Annotated in this window: 23 protein-coding genes; 10 read left to right on the top strand and 13 right to left on the bottom strand. The window is 75.5% G+C overall.

Translation table 11 applies throughout. The features are described 5' to 3' along the window. The first annotated feature begins 177 nt into the window (after window positions 1-177). The 3 genes from FJK98_RS23990 (at window position 178) to FJK98_RS23980 (ending at window position 3,170) form a co-directional block, all read left to right on the top strand. Window positions 178-654 carry a hypothetical protein gene (locus tag FJK98_RS23990; protein WP_145921015.1) on the top strand — a complete coding sequence of 159 codons (477 nt, stop codon included), beginning with the start codon at window positions 178-180 and terminating at the stop codon, window positions 652-654. 67 nt (window positions 655-721) lie between these two features. Further along, on the top strand, window positions 722-2,128 hold the full coding sequence (locus tag FJK98_RS23985) for a class II 3-deoxy-7-phosphoheptulonate synthase (RefSeq protein ID WP_145921014.1): 1,407 nt from the start codon (window positions 722-724) through the stop codon (window positions 2,126-2,128). A 22-nt stretch (window positions 2,129-2,150) separates the two neighbouring features. Next, window positions 2,151-3,170 (top strand): low specificity L-threonine aldolase, encoded by a 1,020-nt coding sequence (locus FJK98_RS23980; RefSeq protein ID WP_145922961.1) that lies wholly within the window; start codon window positions 2,151-2,153, stop codon window positions 3,168-3,170. Window positions 3,171-3,307: 137 nt separating this feature from the next. On the opposite strand, the gene FJK98_RS23975 is transcribed toward FJK98_RS23980, so the two are convergent. Both FJK98_RS23975 and pknB read right to left on the bottom strand, forming a co-directional pair. After that, the gene (locus FJK98_RS23975; protein WP_145921013.1) at window positions 3,308-4,168 is read right to left on the bottom strand and encodes a deoxyribonuclease IV; all 861 of its coding nucleotides are present in this window, start codon (window positions 4,166-4,168) and stop codon (window positions 3,308-3,310) included. Further along, window positions 4,165-6,150, bottom strand: a complete 1,986-nt coding sequence (gene pknB, locus FJK98_RS23970; protein ID WP_145921012.1) for a Stk1 family PASTA domain-containing Ser/Thr kinase — start codon at window positions 6,148-6,150, stop codon at window positions 4,165-4,167. The genes FJK98_RS23975 and pknB overlap by 4 nt, the downstream gene beginning before the upstream one ends. A 144-nt stretch (window positions 6,151-6,294) precedes the next feature. Between pknB and FJK98_RS23965 the strand changes: the two genes are divergently transcribed. Next, window positions 6,295-6,684 carry an Rv2175c family DNA-binding protein gene (locus tag FJK98_RS23965; protein ID WP_145921011.1) on the top strand — a complete coding sequence of 130 codons (390 nt, stop codon included), beginning with the start codon at window positions 6,295-6,297 and terminating at the stop codon, window positions 6,682-6,684. 126 nt (window positions 6,685-6,810) lie between these two features. On the opposite strand, the gene FJK98_RS23960 is transcribed toward FJK98_RS23965, so the two are convergent. Beyond that, window positions 6,811-7,893, bottom strand: coding sequence for a polyprenyl synthetase family protein (locus FJK98_RS23960; protein WP_145921010.1), 1,083 nt, complete (start codon window positions 7,891-7,893; stop codon window positions 6,811-6,813). Window positions 7,894-7,902: 9 nt separating this feature from the next. Continuing rightward, window positions 7,903-8,334 carry a helix-turn-helix domain-containing protein gene (locus FJK98_RS34330; RefSeq protein WP_228544443.1) on the bottom strand — a complete coding sequence of 144 codons (432 nt, stop codon included), beginning with the start codon at window positions 8,332-8,334 and terminating at the stop codon, window positions 7,903-7,905. Window positions 8,335-8,572: 238 nt separating this feature from the next. Here FJK98_RS34330 and metF point away from each other — a divergent pair, with 238 nt between their 5' ends. Both metF and FJK98_RS23945 read left to right on the top strand, forming a co-directional pair. Then, window positions 8,573-9,490, top strand: coding sequence for a methylenetetrahydrofolate reductase [NAD(P)H] (gene metF / locus FJK98_RS23950; RefSeq protein WP_145921009.1), 918 nt, complete (start codon window positions 8,573-8,575; stop codon window positions 9,488-9,490). Window positions 9,491-9,534: 44 nt separating this feature from the next. Further along, window positions 9,535-10,224: a CDP-alcohol phosphatidyltransferase family protein gene (locus tag FJK98_RS23945; protein ID WP_145921008.1), complete on the top strand. Its 690-nt coding sequence runs from the start codon at window positions 9,535-9,537 to the stop codon at window positions 10,222-10,224. A 149-nt stretch (window positions 10,225-10,373) separates the two neighbouring features. Here the strand turns inward: FJK98_RS23945 and FJK98_RS23940 are convergent, their stop codons facing one another. Genes FJK98_RS23940 through FJK98_RS23900 form a run of 9 tightly spaced genes read right to left on the bottom strand, consistent with a single transcriptional unit; the run spans window position 10,374 to window position 18,454 of the window. Then, on the bottom strand, window positions 10,374-11,861 hold the full coding sequence (locus FJK98_RS23940; RefSeq protein WP_145921007.1) for an NAD(P)/FAD-dependent oxidoreductase: 1,488 nt from the start codon (window positions 11,859-11,861) through the stop codon (window positions 10,374-10,376). Window positions 11,862-11,872: 11 nt separating this feature from the next. Continuing rightward, window positions 11,873-13,021, bottom strand: a complete 1,149-nt coding sequence (locus tag FJK98_RS23935) for a glycosyltransferase family 2 protein (RefSeq protein ID WP_145921006.1) — start codon at window positions 13,019-13,021, stop codon at window positions 11,873-11,875. Continuing rightward, window positions 13,018-13,863 (bottom strand): carotenoid biosynthesis protein, encoded by an 846-nt coding sequence (locus tag FJK98_RS23930; protein ID WP_145921005.1) that lies wholly within the window; start codon window positions 13,861-13,863, stop codon window positions 13,018-13,020. Before FJK98_RS23930 ends, FJK98_RS23935 begins: the two co-directional genes overlap by 4 nt. Next, on the bottom strand, window positions 13,860-14,429 hold the full coding sequence (locus FJK98_RS23925) for a GNAT family N-acetyltransferase (protein ID WP_145921004.1): 570 nt from the start codon (window positions 14,427-14,429) through the stop codon (window positions 13,860-13,862). Before FJK98_RS23925 ends, FJK98_RS23930 begins: the two co-directional genes overlap by 4 nt. 10 nt (window positions 14,430-14,439) lie before the next feature. Then, window positions 14,440-15,159: a monooxygenase gene (locus FJK98_RS23920; RefSeq protein ID WP_145921003.1), complete on the bottom strand. Its 720-nt coding sequence runs from the start codon at window positions 15,157-15,159 to the stop codon at window positions 14,440-14,442. Then, on the bottom strand, window positions 15,156-15,644 hold the full coding sequence (locus FJK98_RS23915; RefSeq protein WP_145921002.1) for a YbaK/EbsC family protein: 489 nt from the start codon (window positions 15,642-15,644) through the stop codon (window positions 15,156-15,158). The genes FJK98_RS23920 and FJK98_RS23915 overlap by 4 nt, the downstream gene beginning before the upstream one ends. A gap of 59 nt (window positions 15,645-15,703) precedes the next feature. Then, window positions 15,704-16,528 carry an FAD:protein FMN transferase gene (locus FJK98_RS23910; RefSeq protein ID WP_145921001.1) on the bottom strand — a complete coding sequence of 275 codons (825 nt, stop codon included), beginning with the start codon at window positions 16,526-16,528 and terminating at the stop codon, window positions 15,704-15,706. Then, window positions 16,525-17,037: an FMN-binding protein gene (locus FJK98_RS23905; RefSeq protein ID WP_145921000.1), complete on the bottom strand. Its 513-nt coding sequence runs from the start codon at window positions 17,035-17,037 to the stop codon at window positions 16,525-16,527. Before FJK98_RS23905 ends, FJK98_RS23910 begins: the two co-directional genes overlap by 4 nt. Window positions 17,038-17,056: 19 nt before the next feature. Then, window positions 17,057-18,454, bottom strand: a complete 1,398-nt coding sequence (locus tag FJK98_RS23900; protein ID WP_145920999.1) for a ferric reductase-like transmembrane domain-containing protein — start codon at window positions 18,452-18,454, stop codon at window positions 17,057-17,059. 502 nt (window positions 18,455-18,956) lie between these two features. Here FJK98_RS23900 and FJK98_RS23895 point away from each other — a divergent pair. The 4 genes from FJK98_RS23895 to FJK98_RS23880 all read left to right on the top strand — a co-directional run bounded on the left by FJK98_RS23895 (window position 18,957) and on the right by FJK98_RS23880 (window position 25,618). Beyond that, window positions 18,957-19,406, top strand: a complete 450-nt coding sequence (locus FJK98_RS23895) for an SAV_6107 family HEPN domain-containing protein (RefSeq protein WP_145920998.1) — start codon at window positions 18,957-18,959, stop codon at window positions 19,404-19,406. Window positions 19,407-19,507: 101 nt separating this feature from the next. After that, a complete protein-coding gene (locus FJK98_RS23890) occupies window positions 19,508-20,245 on the top strand; it encodes a hypothetical protein (protein ID WP_145920997.1) in 738 nt (245 codons plus the stop codon). Continuing rightward, window positions 20,242-21,978 (top strand): DNA polymerase Y family protein, encoded by a 1,737-nt coding sequence (locus FJK98_RS23885; RefSeq protein ID WP_145920996.1) that lies wholly within the window; start codon window positions 20,242-20,244, stop codon window positions 21,976-21,978. Before FJK98_RS23890 ends, FJK98_RS23885 begins: the two co-directional genes overlap by 4 nt. A gap of 232 nt (window positions 21,979-22,210) precedes the next feature. After that, on the top strand, window positions 22,211-25,618 hold the full coding sequence (locus FJK98_RS23880) for an error-prone DNA polymerase (protein WP_145920995.1): 3,408 nt from the start codon (window positions 22,211-22,213) through the stop codon (window positions 25,616-25,618). Window positions 25,619-25,667 lie beyond the last annotated feature (49 nt).

The following is a 25,667-nucleotide window of genomic DNA, read 5'->3' as shown; positions in this document are numbered from 1 at the left end:
ACCGGTCACCGGTCCCTCCCCGCCCGGCTGTCCGGCCCGGTCGGCGGCGGTCCCGCCGGGCGAAACGCCGACGGGCCGGGCCGGCGCGGCCGTGACGGGTTGCCACCGGACGGGTGCGGTGTGGCAGACTCGCCGCTCGACATCCGCACCGTCGACATCCGTACCCGGGGAGGACGCATGGGCCGCAGGCTCCGCACCGCCGGCGTCGTACCGCTGGCCCTGCTGCCGTTCGCCCTGCTCAGCTGCGGCCTCGGCGGGGACGACGAGGCCGACGGCGGGCCCACCAGGGTGCCCGTCCAGGAGGCGTCGGCCAAGGCCCGCGAGCGGGTCCAGGCGTACCTCGACGCGATGGCCGCCAAGGACCCGGCCGCCGGCCGCAACCAGCTCTGCGCGACGATGCAGGCGGGTTTCGACGCCGCCGCGACCGGGCCGAACGGTGATTTCGCCGACCATTTCCAGGTGCCCGGGGCGACCATCACCGACATCCGCACCGGTGACCGGGGGCAGGAGGTCAGCACCACGGTGACCGTTTCGGTGGGGTCGAAGAAGACCACCCGGCCGCTGCTGTTCACGGTCACCCGCGACGGCGCGGACTGGTGCATCGCAGGTGAGGAACCCGGCGGGCACAGCCCCGCGCCGTCCCCGACCCCCTGACTCCCAACTGCCGGAACCACGCCCCTCGGGGGCGCAGCGTCCGGACCGTCGCCGTACGCTTTCTCCCATGCGCCATGAGTGGCATCAGCTGAGCTACCCCGCCGTGAGCAGCCCCGGGCTGCAGACCAGCCGCCCCACCGTCGACTCGGCCGAGGACGCCGCGCTCGGCCTCGACCGGTGGCGTGACCTGCCCCGTCAGCAGATCCCGCCGTGGTCCGACCCGGCCCAGGTCGCCGAGGTGTGCAAGGTGCTCGACACCGTGCCGTCGGTGGTCGCCCCCTACGAGGTCGACCAGCTCCGCCGCAAGCTGGCGCTGGTCTGCGAGGGCAAGGCGTTCCTGCTCCAGGGCGGCGACTGCGCCGAGACCTTCGCCGACAACACCGAGAGCCACCTGCTGGCCAACGCCCGCACCCTGCTCCAGATGGCGATCGTGCTCACCTACGGCGCGTCCCTGCCGGTGGTGAAGGTGGCCCGGGTCGCCGGCCAGTACACCAAGCCCCGGTCGTTGCCGACCGACGCCCGGGGGCTGCCCGCCTACCGCGGCGACATGATCAACTCGCTGGAGGCCGACCCGGCCGCCCGGGTCGCCGACCCGCAGCGCATGATCCGGGCGTACGCGAACTCGGCCGCCGCGATGAACATGCTGCGCGCCTACCTGGCCGGCGGCCTGGCCGACCTGCACGCGGTGCACGACTGGAACAAGGGTTTCGTCAAGAACTCCCCGGCGGGGGAGCGTTACGAGGCGATCGCCCGGGAGATCGACCGGGCCATCGCGTTCATCCGGGCCTGCGGGATGACCGAGGACGAGGCGCTGCGTACCGTCACCCTCTACTGCTCGCACGAGGCGCTGGCCCTGGAGTACGACCGGGCGCTCACCCGGGTCTCCGACCGCCGGGCGTACGGGCTGTCCGGGCACTTCCTCTGGGTCGGCGAGCGGACCCGGCAGCTCGACGGCGCGCACATCGACTTCATCTCCCGCATCGCCAACCCGATCGGCGTGAAGCTCGGCCCGACCACCCGGCCGGACGAGGCGATCGAGCTGTGCGAGAAGCTCAACCCGGACAACATCCCCGGTCGGCTCACCCTGATCAGCCGGATGGGCAACCACAAGGTCCGCGACGCGTTGCCGCCGATCGTGGCCAAGGTCACCGCCGCCGGGGCGAAGGTGGTGTGGCAGTGCGACCCGATGCACGGCAACACCCACGAGTCCTCCAACGGCTACAAGACCCGGCACTTCGACCGGATCGTCGACGAGGTGCTCGGCTACTTCGAGGTGCACCGCGGGCTGGACACCCATCCGGGCGGCATCCACGTCGAGCTGACCGGCGAGGACGTCACCGAGTGCCTCGGCGGCGCCCAGGGCATCGAGGACCTCGACCTGCCCGGCCGGTACGAGACGGCCTGCGACCCCCGGCTGAACACCCAGCAGTCGCTGGAGCTGGCCTTCCTGGTGGCGGAGATGCTCCGTGGCTGACCCGACGGGGGGCGTCGGCCCGGTGGCGGACCTGCGTTCCGACACGGTGACCCGACCGACCGCCGGGATGCGGGCGGCGATGGCAGCCGCCGAGGTCGGCGACGACGTCTACGCCGAGGACCCGACGGTCAACGCGCTGGAGGCCGAGGTCGCCGCGCTCTTCGGGCACGAGGCGGCGCTCTTCGCCCCGACCGGGACGATGGCCAACCAGATCGCCCTGCAACTGGTCGTCCCGCCCGGTGACGAGCTGCTCTGCGACGCCGACGCGCACGTGGTGACGTACGAGGTCGGCGCGGCGGCGGCGTACGGTGCGATCTCCACGCGGACCTGGCCGGCCCTCGGCGCGGGCCTGGACCCGGGCGTGGTGGAGGCGATGATCCGGCCGGACGGCTACTTCGCGGTGCCGACCCGGGCGATCGCCGTGGAGCAGACCCACAACCGGGGCGGTGGCGGGGTGATCCCGCTGGCGACCCTGCGGGAGCTGCGCCGGGTCGCCGACACCGCCGGTCTCGCCCTGCACTGTGACGGTGCCCGGATCTGGCACGCGCACGTCGCCGACGGGGTGCCGCTGCACGAGTACGGCGCGCTCTTCGACACCCTGTCGGTCTGCCTCTCCAAGGGGCTCGGCGCGCCGGTCGGCTCGCTGGTCGTGGGCAGTGCCGAACAGATCACCCGGGCCCGGTTCCTGCGCAAGCGGATGGGGGGCGGGATGCGGCAGGTCGGGGTGCTCGCCGCCGCCGGCCGGTACGCCCTGGCCCACCACCTCGACCGGCTCGCCGACGACCACGCCCGTGCCGCCCGGCTCGCCGAGGCGCTCGCCCCGTGCGGGGTGCTCGCCGGCCCGGTACGCACGAACATCGTGCCGCTGGACCTGACCGGGCACCGGCTCGACGCGCGGGCCCTGGCCACCGCCGCCCGCGCCGAGGGGGTGCTGCTGTCGGTGCTCGGCCCCCGTACCGCCCGCCTGGTCACCCACCTCGACGTCGACGACGCCGCCATCGACCACGCCGTCAAGATCCTCCCTGACCTGCTCACCCCCTGACCTGCCCGCCGTCGCCCCCACCCCGCCTGTCCGCGTTCGGTCCGCGTCGATCAAGAGGTTTGCGTCAAGTTCGATCTTCGGAATGACGCAAACCTCTTGATCAACACCCGGAAAAGGGGAAGGGGAGGGTGCGGGGGCTAGGGGTGGAGGCGGGTGAGGGTGGCTATGTCGGTGGCGTGGCCCTCGTGCTTGTCGGTGGGGGTTTCCACGACGACGGGGATGCCGGCGGTTGCCGGGTGGGTCATCAACTCGGCGAACGCCGGTTCGCCGATGTTGCCCTTGCCGATGTTCTCGTGCCGGTCCCGGGTCGAGCCGCACAGGTCCTTGGAGTCGTTGGCGTGGATCAGCTTGAGCCGGTCCGCCCCGACCGTGGCGACCAGGGTGTCCAGGGTTGCCGTCATGCCGCCCGCCACGGCCAGGTCGTGCCCGGCCGCCCAGGCGTGGCAGGTGTCGAAACAGACGCCCAACCCCGGATGCCGGTCCACCGCGTCCAGGTAGGGGCCGAGGTGCTCCACCCGGGAGGCCAGCGACCGGCCGCCACCGGCGCTCGGCTCCACCAGCAGCAGTGGACCGCCGCCGGCCGTGGTCTCGTCGAGCAGCGGCAGCAGCGACTCGCGTACCTGCCGCAGGGCGGTCTCGGCGTAGTCGGCGTCGACCGCGCTGCCGGCGTGGAACACCACGCCCCGGGCCCCGATCGCCCGCCCCCGGCGTAGCGCGTGCGCCAGCGTCTGCACCGACTTCTCCACCGTCGCGGCCGTGGGCGAACCGAGGTTGACCAGCAGCGACGCGTGAATGTAGACCGGCACGCCCCGGGCGGCGCAGCCCTCGGCGAACAGCGCGTCCTGGGCCGGGTCGCCGGGCGGCAGCGCCCAGCCCCGCGAGTTGGAGACGTAGACCTGCACCACCCGGGAGCCGGTCGCGTCCACGTACGGCAGGGCCGCCCTGGCCAGCCCACCCGAGGTGGGGGTGTGCGAGCCGACCGGCCGGTGGGCGCTCACAGGCAGCCCAGGGTGACCGGGGTGCCCGGGGGCACCTGCGAGTTCTCGCCCGGGTTCTGGAACCGGACGATGCCGTTGGGGTTGAACTGCACGGTCACCGGGAAGCCGGCCCCCTCCAACTGCTGCTTGGCCTGCTGGCAGGGCAGGTCGACCACCCGGGGGACGACCACCTGCGGCGGGCCCTTGCTGACGTCCAGCTTGACCTTGGTGCCCTTCTCCACGCCCGCTCCGTCGGCCGGGCTCTGCCCGAGGACCTCGTCGCGCGGCTTGTCGGATTCCTTGTACGTCTCGACCGGTTCCAGGCCGAGCCGGGACAGGGTGGTGCGGGCGTCGGTGAGGCTCTTGCCGACCAGGTCGGGCACCGTGATCGGGGCGCGGCCCCGGCTGAGGATGACGGTCACCTTGGTGCCCGGCTTCACCTCGGTGCCCACCTTCGGGTTGGTGTCCACCACCACCCCGGCCGGCAGGTTGTCGTCGTAGCGGGGGGTGCCCTTGGCGACCACCAGCTTCGCGCTGGTCAGGTCGGCCTCGGCCAGGTCGAACTCCTTGCCGACGACGTCCGGCAGCGGGAACCGCTCCGGGCCCAGGGAGAGGGTCAGCGTGATGGTGCCACCCTTGAGGATCTTGGCAGCCGAGCCCGGGTCCTGGGAGATCACCCCGTCGCGGGGGATCTTCTCGTCGTAGCGCGGCGTGGCGAAGGCGATCTGGAAGCCCGCCCGGTCCGCCTGCGCCTGCGCGTCGGCCCGGCTCAGGTTCACCAGTTGCGGCGCGACCGTGTACCGGCCCACCCCCACCCACCAGCCGCCCATTGCGGCGAGCAGGCCGATCACCACCACGGCCGCCGCGACCGACAGCCGGCCGCGCGGGGTGCCCATCACCCGGGTACGCAGCTCCGCCAGCCGGGACCCCAGGCCGGTGTCCTCGGTGGCCCGCCGCCGGTGCGGGCGCTGCGGGGCGGCCGGCTCGGGCAACCGGGCCCAGGTCGGCCGGGCCACCGGGCTGACCGCCGCGACCACCATCGTCGGCTCGGCCACCGCCGGCAGCTCCCCGGCCACCCGGCCCAGCACGGCGGTGTGCGCGTTCGGGTTGCCCAGGTCGTCCCGGGCCACCTGCACCTCGGCCAGCAGGGCGCCCGCGTCGGCCGGCCGGGCGCCCGGGTCCCGCCGGGTCGACCGCGCGACCAACTCGTCGAGCACCCGGGGCAGGCCGGGCACCAGGACCGACGGGGCCGGGACGTCCTTGTCGACGTGCTGCCAGGCCACGTCGACCGGGCGGTCCCCGTCGTACGGCACCCGGCCGGTGAGCATCTCGAACAGCACGATGCCGGCCGAGTAGACGTCGGTTCGCGGGTCGGCGCGTCCGTCGGTGACCAGCTCCGGCGCCACGTACGCGACGGTCGCCATCAGCTGGTTGCCGTCGCCCTCCTCGGCGCTGGCCTCCACCGCGCGGGCCAGGCCGAAGTCGGCGACCTTGACCACGCTGTCGACCAGGTTGGCCACCCCGCCGGTGGGCGCCTCGGCCACCAGCACGTTCTCCGGCTTGACGTCGCGGTGGACCAGCCCGGCCCGGTGCGCGGCGGCGATCGCGGCGAGCATCTGCTCCATGATCGCCAACGCCTCGTCGGGGTTGAGCCGGCGGCGTTCGGCCAGCACCTCGCGCAGGGTGCGGCCCCGCACGTACTCCATCACCAGGTAGGGCAGCCCCTGGTGGGTGCCCTGGTCGTAGACGGCGACCACGTTGGGGTGGGTCAGCCGGGCGATGGCCTTGGCCTCGTCGGTGAACCGGCCCGGGAAGCCCGCCAGCCGGGACCGCGCCTCGGTGGCCTGGGACGGGTGGATGATCTTCACCGCGACGGTGCGCTCCAGGCGCTCGTCGGTGGCGGTGTACACGGTCGCCATGCCGCCACGGGCCACGCGACCGCGAATGCGGTAGCGCCCGTCGAGCAGCGAGCCCAGCAACGTGTCGGCGACCTGTATGTCCATCGGCAGGGAGTCTATGTGTCCTGAGGGTGAAGGTTGAACAGGATGCTACAGCCGGGGCCGGCACCGCCCGGTCCCGCCGCGCTCACCCCCGGCCCGACGGGGTGCCGCTGCACGGGTGGCCGGGCGACGTGGCAGGGTGGTCCGGTGACCGAACCCGTACCCGCCGACCAGTCCGCCGGCAGCGACCTCGGCGGCCCCGTCGACCCGGCCGCATGGCTCACCCTCCCGGACGTCGCCGAGCGGCTCGACCTGTCGATCAGCAAGGTCCACCAGATGATCCGGGACCGCGAGCTGCTCGCCGTCCGCCGCGACGGCGTGCGCCGGGTCCCCGCCGACCTGGTAGCCAACAAGACGGTGCTCAAGCACCTGCCCGGCGTGCTCACCCTGCTCGCCGACGCCGGCTACGACGACGAGGCCGCCCTGCGCTGGCTCTACGAGCCCGACGACACCCTCTCCGGTGGCACGGGCGCGGTCACCCTCGGCGGCGACCACGCCCGCGAGGTCAAACGCCGCGCCCAGGCCCTCGGCTTCTGACCCCTGCTCCCTCCGGCCGCCCGCCGAACCGTGTTGATCAAGAGGTTTCGGTCATCCTCGGAGACATCCGTGACGCAAACCTCTTGATCAACACGCTCAGGCGGGGGTGGAGCAGTGGGAGGGGGATCAGTCGGCGCGGCGGGTGGCGGCGATGGCGAGGTCAACCAGGGCCTGCCGGGCCTCGGTGTCGAGGTCGACGCCGGCCAGGGCGGCCAGCGCGGCGTCGGTCAGGGTGACGATGCGCTGTTCGGTACGGGCCAGCGCGCCGGTGGCGGTGATCAGCTCACGGAGCCGGGCCACCCCGTCCTCGTCCAACTCCGGATCGCCGAGCCGACCGAGCAGCAGCTCCCGACCGGCCTCGTCGGCGGCCTCCACCGCCGCCGCGACCAGGTAGGTGCGCTTGCCCTCGCGCAGGTCGTCCCCGGCCGGCTTGCCGGTCTGCGCCGGGTCGCCGAACACCCCGAGCACGTCGTCGCGGAGCTGGAACGCCTCACCGAGCGGCAACCCGTACGCCGAGTAGGCGGTGCACACGTCGGCGGACGCGGCGGCGAGCGCGCCACCGAGCAGCAACGGCCGCTCGACGGTGTACTTGGCCGACTTGTACCGGGCCACCTTGCCCGCCCGGTCCAGCGAGACCTCCCCGGTGGCCTGGGTCAGCACGTCCAGGTACTGCCCGACGGTGACCTCGCCGCGCATCTCGTCGAAGACCGGCCGGGCCCGGGCCACCGTGTGCGGGTCCAGCCCGGCGGAGTGCAGCAGCTCGTCGGACCAGACCAGGCAGAGGTCCCCGAGCAGGATCGCCGCCGCGTCGCCGAAGGCGTCCGGGTCGCCGCCCCACCCGTGGGCGCGGTGCCGGGTGGCGAACCGCCGGTGCACCGCGGGCTCGCCGCGCCGGGTGTCGGAGCGGTCCATCAGGTCGTCGTGGATCAGGGCGCTGGCCTGGAAGAACTCCAGCGCCGCCAGGGCCGTCACCACCTGGTCGGCGTCCACCCCGCCGGCCCCCCGGAACCCCCAGTACGCGAACGCCGGCCGCAGCCGCTTGCCGCCACCGAGCACGAACCCCTCGACGGTCTCGGCGATCGGCGTCAGGGCGTCGTCGATGCCGGCCATCCAGCTACGCCGGCCGGCCAGGAACTCGGTCAGCGCCTTGTCGACACGCTGCCGCAGGCCGGCACGGTCGACGGGGGAGACGGGAGCAGCGTGGGTCACGCCACGACGCTAGCCGGTCCCCGCCGTCCCCGCCTCACCAGCGCCTCGGCGCGTCATCCCGGTCTGCTCCCCGCCCCCGTACGCCCGGGCGGCGCGGCACCCCGACGCCGGCCGTTGCCCGCACCGGGCCCGCCCGGCGGCCGGCCCGGGGCGACCCGGCGTCCGCAGGTCGGCCCGCCGGGTGCGGATGGGCCGGTGGGCCCGGGGCGGCCCGGCGGCCGGCGGCCCGATCGGGGCGTCGAGCACGACGGCGAGCTGCCGCCGCCAGCGGTCGCCCGGGACGCGGACCGAGCGTTCCCAGCGGGACACCTCGTGCCGGGTCAGGGTGGCCGTGCCGGCGGCGGCGCAGAGCTCGTCGGCGAGCCGCCGCTGGCTCCAGCCCCGGGCCAGCCGGAGCTGCGTGATCAGCCGCCCGAGCGGGCGGGGGTCGGACGGGGTCATCGGTCCTCCGGCGGATGTCGGCGCGGCCCGCCCGCCCCCGCAGGGCGGCCGACGTGCCACGGTCGGGTGCTGCCGACCCCCGCGCGTGACCCCGGGCGTCGGCCCCCACCGACGCCACCCGCGCCCTCTCGTTCTACCCCCGGGGTACGACGGGCGACCGACACCGGGTTTCGGTGGGTTTCGATGCTCCCGTGGGAAGTGCGTGAGGGCGGGCGGCGACGCCCGCTAGAGTCGTCACGTGGCGCTCGGTCTTCCCTCCGTCCTTCCCAATCCCCAGCCGGCGATCGGGGAGCTGATCCGCGACCGCCAGCCGACGTTCTCCTTCGAGTTCTTCCCGCCCAAGACGGCGCAGGGGGAGCGGCTGCTCTGGCAGGCGATCCGGGAGCTGGAGCCGCTGCGCCCGTCGTTCGTGTCGATCACCTACGGGGCCGGCGGCTCGACCCGGGACACCACGGTCGCGGTGACCGAACGGATCGCCACCGAGACCACGCTGCTGCCGATGGCCCACCTGACCGCCGTCAACCACTCCGTCGCCGAGCTGCGCAACGTGATCGGGCGGCTGGCCGGCGTGGGGGTGCGCAACGTGCTCGCCGTCCGGGGCGACCCGCCCGGCGACCCGGGCGGCGAGTGGATCCGCCACCCCGAGGGCGTCGACTACGCCGAGGACCTGGTCCGGCTGGTCCGCGAGGCCGGTGACTTCAGCGTCGGGGTGGCCGCCTTCCCCTACAAGCACCCCCGCTCGGCCGACGTGGCCAGCGACACCGCGCACTTCGTCCGCAAGTGCCGGGCGGGCGCGGCGTTCGCCATCACCCAGATGTTCTTCGACGCCGACGACTACCTGCGGCTGCGTGACCGGGTGGCGGCGGCCGGCTGCGACACCCCGATCCTGGCCGGGGTGATGCCGGTGACCCAGCTCGGCACCATCGAACGCTCGGTGCAGCTGTCCGGCGCGCCCTTCCCGCCCGCGCTGGCCGCGCGGTTCGAGCGGGTCGCCGACGACCCGGAGGCGGTCCGCCGGCTCGGCATCGAGCAGGCCAGCGAGATGTGCGCCCGGCTGCTCGACGAGGGGGTGCCCGGCATCCACTTCATCACCCTCAACCGTTCGCCCGCGACCCGGGAGGTGTGGCGCAGCCTGCGGGCCGACGCCCGGGTGTGAACGCGCCGGCACCGACACCTCGACCGCGCCGCGACGGTTGACCGATGGTGGGCACACAGCTGAAGTGGGACGAGTACGCGACCGCGTGGGCGCGGTTGCACGGCGGCTTCGACCCCCGGGTCGCCGCGCCGGTGGTCCGTGCCTGGCTGCGCTTCGCGTACCACGTCGGTTACGTGCTGGGTCGGCTGCGGGTGACCCCGACCGCGGTGACCGTCGGCGGGGTGCTGCTCTGCCTGTGCGTGCCGCTGTTCAGCGCCCGGTCGGGGCAGGGGCCGGTCGTCGGCGCGTTGTTCGTGCTGCTCGCCTCGGTCGCCGACAGCGTCGACGGGGCGGTCGCGGTCGCCACCGGTCGGACCACCCGGCTCGGCTACGTCTACGACTCGGTCGCCGACCGGCTCGGGGAGATCGCCTGGCTGGCGGCGTTCTGGCTGGTCGGGGCGCCGGGTGCGCTGGTGGTCGCGGCCGGCGCGCTGTCCTGGCTGCACGAGTACGTGCGGGCCCGCGCGGTCGCCGCCGGGATGCGGGAGATCGGCGCGGTCACCGTGGGGGAGCGACCCACCCGGGTCTGCGTCGCCCTGGTCGGGCTGCTGCTGGCCGGGCTGACCGGGCTGATCGACCTCGACCTGGCCGCCGGCACCATCACCATGGCCACCGCGGTCTGGGTGCTGCTGGCCGGCTTCGGCCTGGGACAGCTGCTGTCCACCGTCCGCCGCGCCCTGATCGACGCCGGCTGACCCGCCCGCTCCCCGGGCCGGCCGGCGATGATCGACTCAACGGCGGCGAGGTAGCGGTATCCCCAGCGCCGGATACCGCTCTCTCGCCCCAACGGCGACGCGGCCCCAAGACGACGCGGCCCACCCGTGGCGCGGCCCGCAGGGGGGGGCTACCAGGCGGGGCCGATCTCGTCGGCGACGATCTGCGCCGACAGGGTGACCATGGGGAGGCCGCCGCCGGGGTGGGCGGAGCCGCCGACCAGCCACAACCCGTGCGCCGGGCCCCGGTTGGCCGGGCGGAGCAGCCCCCCGGCCGTGCCGTAGATCGACCCGCCGGGCGCGGCGGTCGCCGCATCCAGGTCGGCGGGGGTACGGATCTCGCGGAACACCAGCCGGTCCCGGACGTCGACCCCGCGTGCGGCGAGCACGTCGAGGATCCGGTCGGCGTACGCGTCGGCGAGCCCCGGCCGGCGCCAGTCCACGGCGTCCGGGGCGGTGCCGTGGCGGGCGGCGTTGACCAGCACGAACCACGCCTCGTGCCCGGCCGGGCGGACCATCGGGTCGTCGGCCACGGTGACGAAGACCGTCGGGTCGGTCGCCGGCCGGGCCCGCACCCCCCGCCCGGGTGCGCCGAAGACGGCGTCGAACTCGGCGTCGTAGTCGGTGGGGAAGAAGACGTTGTGGTGGGCCAGCCCGGAGTCGCCGCGTACCCCGAGCAGCAGCACGAAACCGGCGAGGCTGCGGTCGGTGAGCGCGGCCAGCCGTCCCGGGTGCGGCAGCAGGTCCCGGTAGACGGTGAGCGCGTCGGCGTTGGCGACGACCACGTCGGCGGGAACGGGCGCGGCGACCCCGGCGAGGCGTACCCCGTGCACCCGGCCCCCGGCGGCGTCGATCCGGGTGACGGTCTCCCCGGTGCGGACCGTGACGCCCAGGTCCAGGCAGCGGGAGAGCAGCGCGTCGGCCAGGGTGCCCAGCCCGCCGCGCAGGTACCAGCCGCCGAAGGTCAGCTCGGCGTAGGGGACGGCGACCAGCGCGGCCGGGGCGCGGCGCGGGTCCGCGCCGGTGTAGGTGGCGTACCGGTCGAGCAGCATCCGCAGCCGGGGGTCGGACAGGTGGCTGCGGCCCAGCCCGCGCAGGGTGCGGCCGGGCCCGATCGCGGCCAGGTCACCCAGCCGCCAGGCCAGCGCCGCCAGGTCGCGCGGCGAGTCGACGGTCCGCCGCAGGATGTCCCGGTGCGACGCGGTCCACACCCGGGCGGCCCGCCGCCACAGCCGTTGCCAGTCGGCGGCGGCCCGGCCGCCGAGGGCGACGCCGATCCGGGCGGCGAACTCGTCCGGGTCGGCGCACGAGTCGAGGGCCGGCCCGCCGCCGGGGAAGACGTGCCGCACGATCGGGTCCAGCGGGGCCAGGTCGAGGTACTCGTCGAGTTTCGCGCCGGTGGCCTCGAACAGGTCGTGGAAGACCTGCGGCAGGGTGAGCAGGCTCGGCCCGGTGTCGAAGTGGAAGCTGCCCGCCGGGGTGTCGTGGACGTACCGGCCGAGCTTGCCGCCGACGGTGTCGGACCGTTCGAAGACGGTCACGTCGTGCCCGCTGACGGCCAGCCGGGCGGCGGTGGCCAGCCCGCCCACGCCGGCGCCGATGACCACGATCCGCGCCATGCCGCGTCCTCCTAGCTGACCGGGCGGCCACGCCAGGACAGGCGACGCCGCTTCCGCAGATGGTACGACCGCAGGGTCAGCCAGCCGAGCACCACGACCGAGCCGGGGTGGGCCAGCGCGTCGGGCCAGGCCGGGCCGCCGGTGGCGTGGGCGCTGACGACCCGCCCGGCGACGCCGGCCGCGTACCCGAGCAGGGCCAGCCCGGCGGCCACCGGCGCGCCGGCCGCCAGCGCCGCCACCGCCAGCAGCGGCGGCGCGGTGTAGAGCAGGAGCAGCGCGGCGACCACGGCCGCGGCGGCGGTCGGGTGGCCGAAGGTGGCCCAGAGCGACTTGGTGTAGCCGTCGCGCAGTTGCGGCCAGGTCTCGTACATCCGGCAGGCGGCCAGCCGGGAGCCGTCGGCCAGGGCGATCCGCCCGCCGGAGCGTTTCACCGCGCGGGCCAGCTCGATGTCCTCCAGCACCCGGTCGGCGACGGCGGCGTGCCCGCCGGCCCGCTCGTAGCCGGCCCGGTCCACCACCAGGAACTGCCCACCGGCGGCGGCCAGCGACGGCCGCGCCGAGCGTTCCATCGCGCGCAGCGGCAGGAAGGTGAGCCACAACCACTGCAACAGCGGCTGCACCAGCCGGTCACCCGCCGTCCGCACCAGAATCCTCGGGTACGCCGACAGCAGCGTCGCCCGCGCCGCCCGCAGCCCGGTCACCGCCGCCGCCACCGCGTACGGGGTGAGCACCACGTCCGCGTCGACGAAGGCGTACACGGTGGCGGCCGGGTCGGCGTGCCCGGCGAGCTGGTGGCAGGCGTACGGCTTGCCCAGCCAGCCCGGCGGCGGGGTGACCCCGGTGCGCAGGGTGACCCGGGGGTCGTCGCCGGCGACCGAGCGGACCACGTCGGCGGTGCCGTCGGTCGAACCGTCGTCGAGCACCACGATCCGCAGCCCCGGCACCCCCTGCTGGGCGAGCAGCGCGCGCAGGCACGGGGTGACCCGGTCGGCCTCGTCACGCAGCGGCAGCAGCACCGCCACCGTCTCGTCGACCCCGACCGGCCCGTCGGCGGGCCGGCGCAGGAAGTACCGGGCGTTGACCCAGGTGTGCGCGGTCAGCGCGGTCACCGCGACGGCCAGCACGACCGCGACGACGGTCACCGACCCGGAGGGGCTCATGCCGGGGTGTCGACGCCGGTGCGGGCCGGTGCCGGCCGGTCGGCGGGCCGTCGGCGGGCCCGCAGCAGGGTCACCGCCAGCGGCACCGCCACCACCGCCATGCCGGCCGCGCCCCAGAGCGCCGAGGCGGGCAGCCGCAGGAAGACCGCGTGCGCCAGCACGCTGGAGAAGTACGTCCACAGGTAGAGCGCGAACATCGGGTCGTCGCGGGAGTCGGCGACCGCGACGGCCGGCCCGGCCAGCGGGCGCAGCGCGCTCATCAGTAGCACCGCGAACAGCAGCCAGCCCAGGTAGTTGCTGACCGGGATGCCGGGCAGTCCGGGCAGCGCCGGGGTGGCGTCGCGCCACACCCAGTAGCCCTCGGCCACCATCTGCGGGTCGAGGAAGAGATCCCAGCCGGCCAGCCCCACGGTGGCCAACGCCACCCGCCCGACGTGCCCCGCCGCAGTGGGGGCGCCGGGGGTCCGGCCGGCGGGCGTGGTCAGCCGGACGGCGGCCAGCCAGGCGGGCCAGGCCATCCAGGTCCAGGCCAGCGGTATGATCAACGGCACCCCGGCCAGCTTCGGCCCCAGCTCGCCCGAGTAGTCGTAGCTGCCGAACGGGAAGCCCGTCGCCACCCCCAGCGCCTCGATGGCGAACCCGCCGCCGGTGGCCACCGCGACCAGCGCCGCCGCCGTGCGGGGACCCCGGGTGAGCAGCGCGTGCCCCACCGCGAGCAGGTAACCCAGCACGACCGTGGCGACGGTGAGCCGGGCCCGGGTGACCCCGGTGGTGAGCGGGTAGCAGATCTGGATCAGCACCAGCAGGGCCAGCAGCAGCCAGGGGACGTGCCGGCGGGTCACGACGCGGCCGGGCCGGACGTGTCGGGACGGGGTAGCGGCAGGTCCCGGCCGAGCACCCCGAACGGTCGTTCGTCGCCGGGGAAGCGGAAGTGCCGCAGCACGTCGACGAAGCCGAACCGCCGGTACAGCCGCCAGGCCCGCGACGTCCGCTCGTCGGCCTCCGGGGTGGACAGCAGGGTGGTGCCGCCCTCGGCGAGGCTGAGCAGGGCGGTGAGCTGCCGGGCGCCCAGGCCGTGCCCCTGCGCGGGCGGCCGGACGTGCAGCTCGACCACCTCGAAGCAGTGGGTCAGCCAGCGCCGTCGGGCGTCCGGGTCCAGCGCCCGGTAGACCTGGTCGTGCCACCACTGTCCACCCGCGCCGAGATAGCCGTACCCGAAGCCGGCCAGGTGGCCCTCGCTGGTGAGGCTGGCGACGGCGCGGAACCCGGGCCGGCGGGCGTGGGTGGCGATGTAGCCGCGTCGGGCCTCCAGCAGGTCGCTGCGGTAGCCCATCGCCTCCCCGTACACCGCGACCACGTCGTCGAGCCGCCGGACGAGATCCTCCGGCGTCCACCGCACCAACCTCATGCGCGTCCTCTCACGGTTGCGGATCACCGTCGGCGACCCATCCCAGCACCGACCGGTCACCGACCACTGCGCGCACCTCGAAGCGCGCGAACAACTCCTCCGCGTACCACCCCTCGGTGGGGGTGCGGGTGATCGCCGCACGGTGCTCCGGGTGACGGTACGCGAACGCCACGAGGTCCGTCGGGTCGCGCCACACGCTGACCGTGCCCTGCCAACCCAGCGGCGCCTCACCGACACCGAAGCGGGCGAGCAGCCCCGGCGCGGCGTGCAGCGCGGCGGCGACCGGCGGGACGGCCCGCCAGAAGGTGAGCGCGCGGCGGGGCCGCAACCGGGCCCGGGTCAGCGCCAGCACCGGCCCGTCGACCCGGCCGCCCGCCGGCTCGCCGAACGGCCGTCGGCCCGACCACTCGCCCCGGCTGGTCACCGGGCGCAGCTCCAGCCGGGCCGACGCGTGGGCGATCCGGGCCCAGGAGCGGCCCACCGGTGAGGCGTCGAAGCCGGCCGCCGCGGCGGGGGAGTCCCACACCACCAGCGCGGCCCACCGGGTGAGGTCGGCGTCCCCGGGGCCGAAGCCGGTGCCGGTCCCGGTGCCGAGCAGCTTGCCGAACCGTACGCCGGGGGTGCGCCGCAGCTGCCACGGATGCCGGGCCATCCGGGCCAACGCCCGCCCGACGGCGGCCCGGTGCACCCGCCACACGTGCAGGGTGACCAGCTCCGGGGTGGTGTTCACGCCACCTCGGCGGGGGTGCCGTCGGTGATCCGCAGCAGCTCCGGGTAGGTGGTGGGGAAGACCGCCTGCGGTACGCCCCCGGCGGCCCACACCTGCGGGTGCCCGCTCAGGGCGGTGTCGACCAGGGTGCGCAGCGGCCCGGGGTGGCCGACCGGGGCGACCCCGCCGATCACCTGGCCGGTGTGCGCCCGGACGAAGTCGGGGGTGGCCCGGCGCAGGTGGGTCACCCCGAGACGGGCGGCCAGGCCGGCGGTGTCCACCCGGTGCGCGCCGGAGGTGAGCACCAGCAGCGGCGTGCCGTCGGCGTCGAAGACCAGCGAGTTGGCGATGGCGCCGACGGCGACGCCGAGTGCCTCGGCCGCCGCGGCGGCGGTGTGCGCCGCCTCGGGCAGCAGACGGACCCGGCTGGCCGCGCCGGAACCGTCCCGCGCGCCCGCGTCGTCGAGCGCCCGCTGCACCGCCTGCACGTTCGGGTGTGACTGCATGCGGCCCATTCTCCCCGGTACGCCCCGACGCCCCGCATCCGGCCGTCCGCCGTGGCGGGTCAGCGGGCGGGCGGCGACCCGGGACGGCTGCCGGGCCAGTGCGGGGTGACCCGGATCCGGCCGTCGGCGGTCACCAGCAGCGCCTCGTGGTCGGCCAGGCCGGTCAGCCAGGTCAGCGCGTCGTCGGCGTCCCGGGTCATCGCCGCGGTGGCGTACACGTCGGCCCAGAGCAGCTCCGGCCCGACCACGGTGACCGACCGCAGCGCGGTCGCCGGTCGGCCGGTACGCGGGTCCACGATGTGCGCGCCGCGCCGGGCGGTGCCCGAGGTGGCGACCGCGCCGTCGCGCCGGTCCAGCACGTCCAGCAGGTGGCCGGGGCGGTCCGGGTCCTCGATGCCGACCCGCCAGGCCGGCCGGTCCGCCCCGGCGCGCAGCAACACGTCCCCACCGGCGTTGAGACAGAGGTCGTGCCCGGCCAGATCGGCCAGCCATCCGGCCGCGCGCTGCACCGCCCACCCCTTGACCAGCCCGGACGGGTCGTAGCCGGCACCGCCGGTGGGCAGCGGCAGCCGCCGGGCGTCGAACCGGCCGCCGGTGCGCGTCCGGGCCAGCTCGCACAGCTCCGCCACCTCCCGCACCAGCGGGCTCGCGGTGGCCGGATCGGGTTCCCGCCCGGCCAGCCGTCCGATCTCGCTCTCCGGCCGGTAGGCGCTCAACGTCGCGTCGATCGTGCTCAGCCAGGCGAAGAACCGCTCCACCCGGGCGGCGACCGCGTCGTCGTGCACCTCCCGGCCGCGCAGGTGCACGCTCACCGGCAGCCCCATCACCTGCACCACCCAGGCCCGCCGGTCCAGCTCCGCCATCAGGCCCATCGGCGTGCTCATCTCAGGTGCGCCGCGTCGATGGCGGCCTGGAGGGACTCGCGGTAACCGTCGCTGGTGACGGTCGCCCCGGACACGGTGTCGATCCGGGCGCTCTGCGCGGTGAGCGCCGCCTGCCGCAGGATCGGCACCGCGTAGTCGTTGATCTGCTGGTCCCGGAAGTTGCCGTCGGGCACCTGGAGTGTCGTGACGTCGGTGATCCGCCCGCCCGCCACGGTGATCCGGACCTGCACCGGCCCCCACCGGGTCTGCGCCACCGACCCGTCGTATTTTCCGCCGCCGCTGTCGCCGGTGCTTGCGCTGTCGCCGGTTTCCCCGCCCGGCAGGCCCGAGCCCGGGTCGGTGCCGGTGGGCGGTTCGGTGGACGTGTCGCCGGAGCCGGGGGTGGTGCCGCCGCGGTCGACGGCGACGGCGCTGGTTCCCCCGCCGACGCCCATGGTGCTGGTCCGGTAGCTGAACAGCAGCACCAGGGCGGTCACCGTGGAGAGCAGCCAGATGGTGATCCGTCGCACGGGTCCCCCTTCCCGCCCGTTACCAGGCGAAGCGTTCGTGATGGACGTGCCGCTCGGGCACCCCGGCGGCCCGGGTCGCGGCCTGCGCCGCGGCGACCCAGCCGTCCGGGCCGCACAGGTAGACGTCGTGGTCGGCGATGTCGGGGGAGAGCCGGCGCAGCGCCTCGGCGTCCGGCAGCCCGGCCGCGTAGCCGGGCAGCCAGGCGGGCTGCCGGCCGCGCGGACCGACCAGGTAGTGGACCGACACCCCGCGTTCGACCGCGAGCCGCTCCAGCTCCGCCCGGAAGGCCAGCTCCTGCGGGGTACGCACGCGGTAGAGCAGCACCGCCTGTCCGGGTGCGTACGGCAGCTCCCAGAGCAGGGCCAGCAGCGGGGTGACGCCGATCCCGCAGGCGAGCAGGGTGATCCCGCCGCCGCGCCAGTGCTGCCCGGTCAGTCGCCCGTACGGGCCCTCCAGCAGCACCCGGGTGCCCGGTCGCAGGGTGGCCACCCGGGAGCTGTCGTCGCCGAGGTCCTTGACGGTGATCCGTATCAGGTCGCCCGTCGGCGGGGCGGACAGCGAGTACGGGTGCGCCCGGGACCAGCCGGGGCCGGTCAGGAAGCGCCAGCCGAAGAACTGCCCGGCCCGGACCGGCAGCCGGTCCAGGTCCCGCCCGCGCAACCAGACCGAGGTGACGCCGGGCGCCTCGGGGACCACCGCGGCCACCTCGACCCGGTGCCGCAGCGAGCGGTACGCCGGCAGCCCGAGCCGGAACACCAGCACACTGCCCAGCGCCCCCAGGTACGCCGTCCACCAGTACGCCCGCGCGGCGGCCGAGGAGACGAAGTCCGCGCCGGTCCACAACTGGTGCGGTAGCGCCAACCCGATCCCCAGGTACGCGTACAGGTGCAGCAGGTGCCAGGACTCGTAGCGCAGCCGACGGCGGGCCGCCCGGACCGAGGTGACCACCACCAGCACCAGCAGTGCCAGCGCGGCGGTGGCCAGCAGCATCCCCGGGTACCCGGTGACCAGCAGCCAGAGCTGTGTCACGGGGTTCTCCCGGGCGGTGCCGGCGTACCCGAGGGTGGTCAGCAGCACGTGGGCCAGCAGCAGGTGGAACGAGGTGAAGCCGGCCAGCCGGTGCCAGCGGGCGATCCGGTCCTGGCCGAAGCGCCGTTCGATCAGCGGCACCCGGGCCATCAGCACCACCTGGACGAGCATCAGGTCGGCGCTGAGCAGGCCGGTGAGCCGGCCGGCGGAGGTGAGGCCGGTGGCCACCCCGGAGAGCAGTTCCTGCACCCCCCGGTCGGCGGTCCAGAGCGCGGTGACGACCAGCAGGCTGAGCACCGCCGCGCTGCCGGCCAGGTCGGCCCACCAGCCGGGGGCGGTGGGCGGCGGCCGGCGCGGGGTACCTCGGTCCAGGACGGTGGCGCTCATCCGTGGGTCGTTCCGGCGGGTCCTCTTCCCATGCGTTCCACTCTGTGGCGGCGACCTCGGGCCGGGCTTTGCCGTCGCTGTGCGCGGGCTGGGAATCGTCGCTGGCACGCCGTACGCCACACGTTGCGTTTTCGTCGTGGGCAGGGTGTACTGTCAGAGCAGTTAGAACGAGTGTTCGATTCACTCGCACACCCGTTCCAACGCCCCCGGGGCGGTGTTTCGCGGCGTCGACCCGGGCAGGTGCGGTTTCGCGGACCGCACCGGGTTCCGGGCAGTCGCGAGCCCGGTCCCGTCAAGGCAGGTCGTCGCCCGCCGCCCTCGACCCCCGGGCGGCGGGCGACGAACCCGCCGGTTCGCCGGCCGGGTGTGGTGTGGGGAAGCATCCACACCCGGCCGGCCCCCAGCGGTGCGTCTTCCTCCGCACCACCCGCCCCGGGCGTCGCGCCGGTGGACCTCCTCCACCGGGCGTCCCGCCCGAACCGGTCACGCGGAGGAGACAGTCATGCCGACCAACCCGGCCCAGGCGCCGACGGTGCCCGCGCACGTGCTGCCGCACCGCACCCCGACCCAACTCCTCACGGTGGCCCGGCACGGGCTGGCCGAGGCCGCCCAGACCCGCCCCGACGGGCTGCGCTACGCCGCCGCCCACCTGGCCGCGCTCCGCGCCGCCGCCGCCCTGCTGGCCGCCCGGGCCCGGCCCGCGCCCGCCCGCCGCCGCCGGATCACCAGTGTCTGGGTGCTGCTCGCCGGTGTCGCCCCCGAACTGGACGAGTGGTCCCGCTACTTCGCCGCCGCCGCCGGCAAGCGGGCCGCCGCCGAGGCCGGCATACCCCGGGTGGTGAGCGCCCGGGAGGCCGACGACCTGCTCCGGGCCGCCGAACAGTTCGTGACGGTGGTGGAGCAGGCGCTCGGAGTGACCCACCAACCCGCCCTCGACGGTCTCGCGGCCTGACCCGGCCGTGCCCGGGGTCCCCGCCGGGCACCTGATCCGGCCGGCCCCGGGCCCCCGCTGAGCACCTGATCCACGCAACGACACGACGGGGGGTTGGTCCGATGGCGGGCCGCATGGTGGTCGGTTCCGCCGCACTGGCCGATCTGGTCCGCCCGGCGAGCGCCCCGGACCCGGCCGGCAGCCACCGGGTGCTCCCGGTGGCACCCGAGTTGACCGGTCTGCTGCCGCACCGGGGGCTGCGCCGGGGCAGCACGGTCGCCGTCACCGTCGGCCAACCCCGGCGCAGCGGCGGCACCTCCCTGGTGCTGGCGTTGCTCGCCGAGGCGTCCCGGGCCGGGTCGTGGTGCGCGGTGGTCGGGGTGCCCACCTTCGGGGCCGGCGCCGCCGCCGAGGTCGGCATCGCCCTGGACCGGCTGGCCCTCGTCCCGCATCCCGGTCCGGAGTGGCCGACCGTGGTCGCCGCCCTGATCGACGGGGTCGACGTGGTGGTGACCGCAGTACCGCACACCGTCTCCGCCCCGGTGGCCGACCGGTTGGCCGCCCGGGCCCGGCAACGCGGCTGCGTGCTCGTCCCGTACGGCCGGTGGACCGGTGCGGACGTCACGCTCCAGGTGGTCCGGGGAGCCTGGGAGGGGCTCGGGCCGGGACGGGGACGGCTGCGTCGACGCGAGGTCACCGTGTCGGCCCGCGGGCGCGGAGCGGCGGCCCGTCCGAAGGAGATCACGATGTGGCTGCCCGGCGACGGGCTCACCCGGGTCGTGCCCCGTGCCGCGCCGGCCGTCCCCGCCGCATCCGTCGGGCCCCGGCCGGGCGGATTCACCGTGGTCGGGTCCGGGTGACCGGCGCGCCCGTGCGTACCCTGCTGCTCTGGTGTCCGGACTGGCCGGTGCTCGCCGCCGAGATCGTCGACGGGGTGCCCGCCACCGGTCCGGTGGCCGTGCTGCACGCCAACCGGGTGGTGGCCTGCTCCGCACCGGCCCGCGCCGCCGGGGTACGCCGGGGCCTGCGCCGCCGGGAGGCACAGGGGCGCTGCCCCGCGCTGACCGTCGTCGACCACGACCCCGGCCGGGACGCCCGCGCCTTCGAACCGGTCGTCGCCGCCGTGGAGGAGGTCGCCGCCGGGGTCGAGGTGCTCCGCCCCGGCGTCTGCGCGCTCGCCGCCCGGGGGCCCGCCCGCTACCTCGGCGGTGAGGAGGCCGCCGCCGAGCGGATCATCGAACAGGTCGCCGAGTCCTGCGCGGTGGAGAGCCAGGTCGGGATCGCCGACGGCGTCTTCGCCGCCGGTCTCGCCGCGCGTACCGGGCAGGTGGTGCCGCCCGGCGGGACACCGGGGTTCCTGGCCGGGCTGCCCGTCGAGGCGATCGGCCGGCCGGCCCTGGCCGACCTGCTGCGCCGGCTCGGCGTACGCACGCTCGGCGAGTTCGCGGCGCTGCCCGCCGGTGACGTGCTGGCCCGGTTCGGCTTCGACGGGGCCCTCGCCCACCGGCTCGCCGCCGGGCGCGACCACCGGCCGCTCGCCGTCCGGCAGCCCCCGGTGGACCTGACCGTCACCGCCCACCACGACGAGCCCCTCGACCGGGTCGACGCGGCGGCCTTCGCCGCCCGGATGCTCGCCGAACGCCTGCACGACCGGTTGGCCGGGCACGGACTGGCCTGCACCCGGCTCGGCATCGAGGCGGTCACCGCACACGGCCAGGAACTGCACCGGGTGTGGCGGCACGACGGGTTGCTCACCGCCGCCGCCATCGCCGACCGGGTGCGTTGGCAGCTCGACGGCTGGCTCTCCGGCAGCACCGGTCGGCCCGGTGCCCGGCCGGCCCGACCGACCGCCGGGATCGTCCGGCTGCGGCTGGTGCCCGACGGGCTGCTGGCCCGGGGCGGGCTGCAACCCGGCCTGTGGGGGGAGGCCGGCGAGGAACGGGACCGGGCGCACCGGGCGCTGAGCCGGGTGCAGGGCATCCTCGGCCCGGAGGCGGTGGTCACCGCCGTGCTGGGCGGCGGTCGGTCCCCGGCCGACCAGACCCGCCTGGTCCCCTGGGGGGACGAGCGCCTCCCGGCCCGCCCCGGCCCGCCGCCGCTGCCGGGCGCACCGGCCAAGCCGCCGCTGCTGGGCGCATCCGTCACGCCGTCGGTGGACGGGTCGTCGGGTGTCGTGCCGCCGCCGTCGGCGGGGGCGGGTCGGGGTGGTGCTGCGGTGACGGGTCGGGGCGGTGCCGCGCGGGCCGGGCGGCGGGGGAGTCCCGTACCGCCCTGGCCGGGGCGGCTGCCGCCCCCCGCGCCGGCGGTGGTGCTGCCCGTCCCGCTCACCGCGACGGTGCACGACGCCACCGGCGAACCGGTGCTGGTCAGCGCCCGGCTGGCGGTCAGCGCCGCCCCCGCCCGGCTGGCCGTCGGCGGCACCGCCCCGACGGAGATCGTCGGCTGGACCGGCCCGTGGCCGGTGGACGAGCGGTGGTGGGCCTCTGCCGAGGCCCGCCGCCGGGCCCGGTTCCAGGTCTGCCTGGCCGACGGTGCCGCCCTGCTGCTGGCCGTCGAGGCGGGCCGGTGGCTGGTGGAGGCGATCTATGACTGACCGGTGGTCTGTGCTGGTCCGGTCGGTGGCGCTTCCGCTGCCGGTCGGTGCGGCGTTCCGTCCGGGGACATCCCGCGTCCCGACGATGTTTCCGGGTGAGCGGTATGCCGCTGCGGCATGACTACGACTCAGCGGCATACCGCTCACCGGGAGAACCATCCCCGTCCGCGACGACCCTGCCCCACCCCGCAGCCGGCCGTAGGAAAGCGGCCGGCACCGTGGAGGTGGCCGGATGAGCTTCCACAATCCGAAGCTGCCCTGGTCGGAACTGGAGCGGGTGCTGTCCGGCCGGCCCACCACCGGCGGCGCAGGCCCCGGCGGACCCCGGGGTGACGGGGGGCGGGGCGGGCGGCGGCGCGGGGAACGGCACCTGCACGTGGTGGACCCGCTCGCCGAGGCCGACGGCGGTGACTCGCCGGCCTGGACCCGGCACCGCGAGCGGTACGCACCGCCGGAGCTGACCCGCCCGGACGACCCGGTGCCCTACGCCGAGCTGCACGCGCACACCAACTTCAGTTTCCTCGACGGGGCGAGCCACCCGGAGGAACTGGCCGAGGAGGCCGCCCGGCTGGGGTTGACCGCGCTCGCCGTGACCGACCACGACGGGTTCTACGGGGTGGTCCGGTTCGCCGAGGCGGCCCGTACGCTGCACCTGCCCACGGTCTTCGGTGCGGAGCTGTCGTTGGGGCTGCCCGGTCCGCAGCAGGGCGAGCCCGACCCGCTGGGCCGGCACCTGCTGGTGCTCGCCCACGGCCACGAGGGGTACGCCCGGCTCGCGTCGGTCATCTCCCGGGCCCAGCTGCGCGGCGGGGAGAAGGGCCGACCGGTCTACGGCGAGCTGGCGGAGGTCGCCGCCGAGCTGCGCGACCACGTGCTGGTGCTGACCGGCTGCCGCAAGGGGCACGTGCCGGCGGCGCTGCTCACCGAGGGGGTCGACGCGGCGGCCCGGGAGCTGGACCGGCTCACCGCGCTGTTCGGCGCGGAGACGGTGGCCGTGGAGCTGACCGACCACGGGCACCCGGTCGACGCCGACCGCAACGACGCCCTCGCCGAGCTGGCCGCCACCGCCGGGTTGCCCACCGTGGCCAGCAACAACGTGCACTACGCCAGCCCGGGGCGACGGCGGTTGGCGACCACCCTGGCCGCCGTCCGGGCCCGGCGCAGCCTGGACGAGATCGACGGCTGGCTGCCCGCCGCCGCCACCGCCCACCTGCGCAGCGGCGCGGAGATGGCGGCCCGGTTCGCCGCGTACCCGGGTGCGGTGGCGCGGGCCGCCGGGTTCGGCACGGAACTCGCCTTCGACCTGCACCTGGTCGCGCCCCGGCTGCCGGCGTACCCGGTGCCGGCGGGGCACACCGAGATGAGCTGGCTGCGTCACCTGACGCTGGCCGGGGCGCACGAGCGCTACGGGCCTCCCGGGGCGCACCCGGAGGCGTACGCGCAGCTGGAACACGAGCTGCGGATGATCGACGAGCTGGGCTTCCCCGGCTACTTCCTGGTGGTCTACGACATCGTGGCGTTCTGCCGCGCGCAGGACATCTACTGCCAGGGCCGGGGTTCGGCGGCCAACTCGGCGGTCTGCTACGCGCTGCGGATCACCAACGTGGACGCGGTGCGGCACCGGCTGCTGTTCGAACGGTTCCTCGCCCCGGAACGCGACGGCCCACCCGACATCGACGTGGACATCGAGTCCGACCGGCGGGAGGAGGTGATCCAGCACGTCTACGCCCGCTACGGCCGGGAGCACACCGCCCAGGTCGCCAACGTCATCTCCTACCGGCCCCGGTCGGCGGTGCGGGACGTGGCGAAGGCGTTCGGCTACTCGCCCGGCCAGCAGGACGCCTGGAGCAAGCAGATCGACCGCTGGGGCCCGGTCGCGGCGGTCGACGTCGAGGGCATTCCCGAGCAGGTGGTGGCGTACGCCAACGAGTTGCAGACGTTCCCCCGGCACCTGGGCATCCACTCCGGGGGGATGGTGATCTGCGACCGGCCGGTGATCGAGGTGTGCCCGGTGGAGTGGGGGCGGATGCCCGGCCGCAGCGTGCTCCAGTGGGACAAGGACGACTGCGCGGCCGTCGGGCTGGTCAAGTTCGACCTGCTCGGCCTGGGCATGCTCTCGGCCCTGCACTACGGCTACGACCTGATCGGGATGAGCCTGGACCTGGGTGACATGACGTTGGACGACCCCGAGGTCTACGACATGCTCTGCCGGGCCGACTCGGTCGGGGTGTTCCAGGTGGAGAGCCGCGCCCAGATGGCCACCCTGCCCCGGCTGAAACCGCGCGTGTTCTACGACCTGGTGGTGGAGGTGGCGCTGATCCGGCCCGGCCCGATCCAGGGCGGCTCGGTGCACCCGTACATCCGGCGCAAGAACGGCCAGGAGCCGGTGACGTACCCGCACCCGCTGATGCGCAACGCGCTGGAGAAGACCCTCGGCGTGCCGCTGTTCCAGGAGCAGCTCATGCAGCTCGCCATCGACCTGGCCGGCTTCGACGCGGCCGGGGCCGACGAGCTGCGCCGGGCGATGGGGGCGAAACGGTCGGTGCAGCGGATGGCGCAGCTCGCCGACCGGCTCTACGCCGGGATGGCCGAGCGGGGCATCACCGGCGAACTGGCCGACGACGTCTACCGCAAGCTCACCGCGTTCGCCAGCTACGGCTTCCCGGAGAGCCACGCGATGAGCTTCGCCTACCTGGTGTACGCCAGCTCCTGGCTCAAACGGCACCATCCGGCGGCGTTCCTGGCGGCCCTGCTCAACGCCCAACCGATGGGGTTCTACGCGCCGCAGACCCTGGTCGACGACGCCCGGCGGCACGGGGTCGAGGTCCGCCGGCCGGACGTCAACGCCAGCGGGGCCGGGGCGGTGCTGGAGTCCACCCCGGAAACCCGCTGGGGGAGCGTGCCGGGGGAACCGCCGCACGCCTGGGGGCTGGGTGGTCCGGCGGTCCGGCTCGGGCTGGGCGGTGTCCGTACCCTCGGCGACGACGTGGCGAGGCGGATCGTGGCGGAGCGGACGGCGCACGGGGCGTACCGGGACATGCCGGATCTGGCCCGGCGGGTCGGTCTCACCGCGGGTCAGCTGGAGGCGCTGGCCACCGCGGACGCCTTCGCCTGTTTCGGGCTGACCCGGCGGGAGGCGCTCTGGGCGGCCGGGGCGGCGGCCCAGGACCGGCCGGGCCGGCTGCCCGGCACGGTGACCGGCGCGGCGGCCCCCACCCTGCCCGGGATGGAGGCGGTGGACCGGCTCGTCGCCGACGTCTGGGCCACCGGGCTGTCCCCGGAGAGCCACCCGGCCCGGTTCGTCCGGGACCGGCTCGACGCGCTGGGTGCGGTGCCGATCGCCCGGCTCGGTCAGGTGGAGCCGGGCCGGCGGATCAGGGTCGGCGGGATCGTCACCCACCGGCAACGGCCGGCGACGGCCGGTGGGGTCACCTTCCTCAACCTGGAGGACGAGACCGGGATGCTGAATGTCACGTGTTCGCCGGGGCTGTGGCAGCGCTACCGTCGAATCGCCCGCACCAGCAGCGCCCTCGTGGTCCGTGGTCGGTTGCAGCGGCACGAGGGGGTAACCAACCTCACCGCCGACCGGCTGGACCCGATCACGCCGCCGGTGGCACCCGCCTCCCGCGACTTCCGGTGAAGTGATCCACATTACGGTTTTCCGGGCCGGGAGGCAGGAGAATTCCGGC

It is taken from the genome of Micromonospora sp. HM134, from assembly GCF_007833915.1.
In the GTDB taxonomy this organism is placed as follows: domain Bacteria; phylum Actinomycetota; class Actinomycetes; order Mycobacteriales; family Micromonosporaceae; genus Micromonospora; species Micromonospora wenchangensis.
Note: the sequence above shows the minus strand (reverse complement) of the source record. Positions and strands in the feature narration are given on the sequence as shown.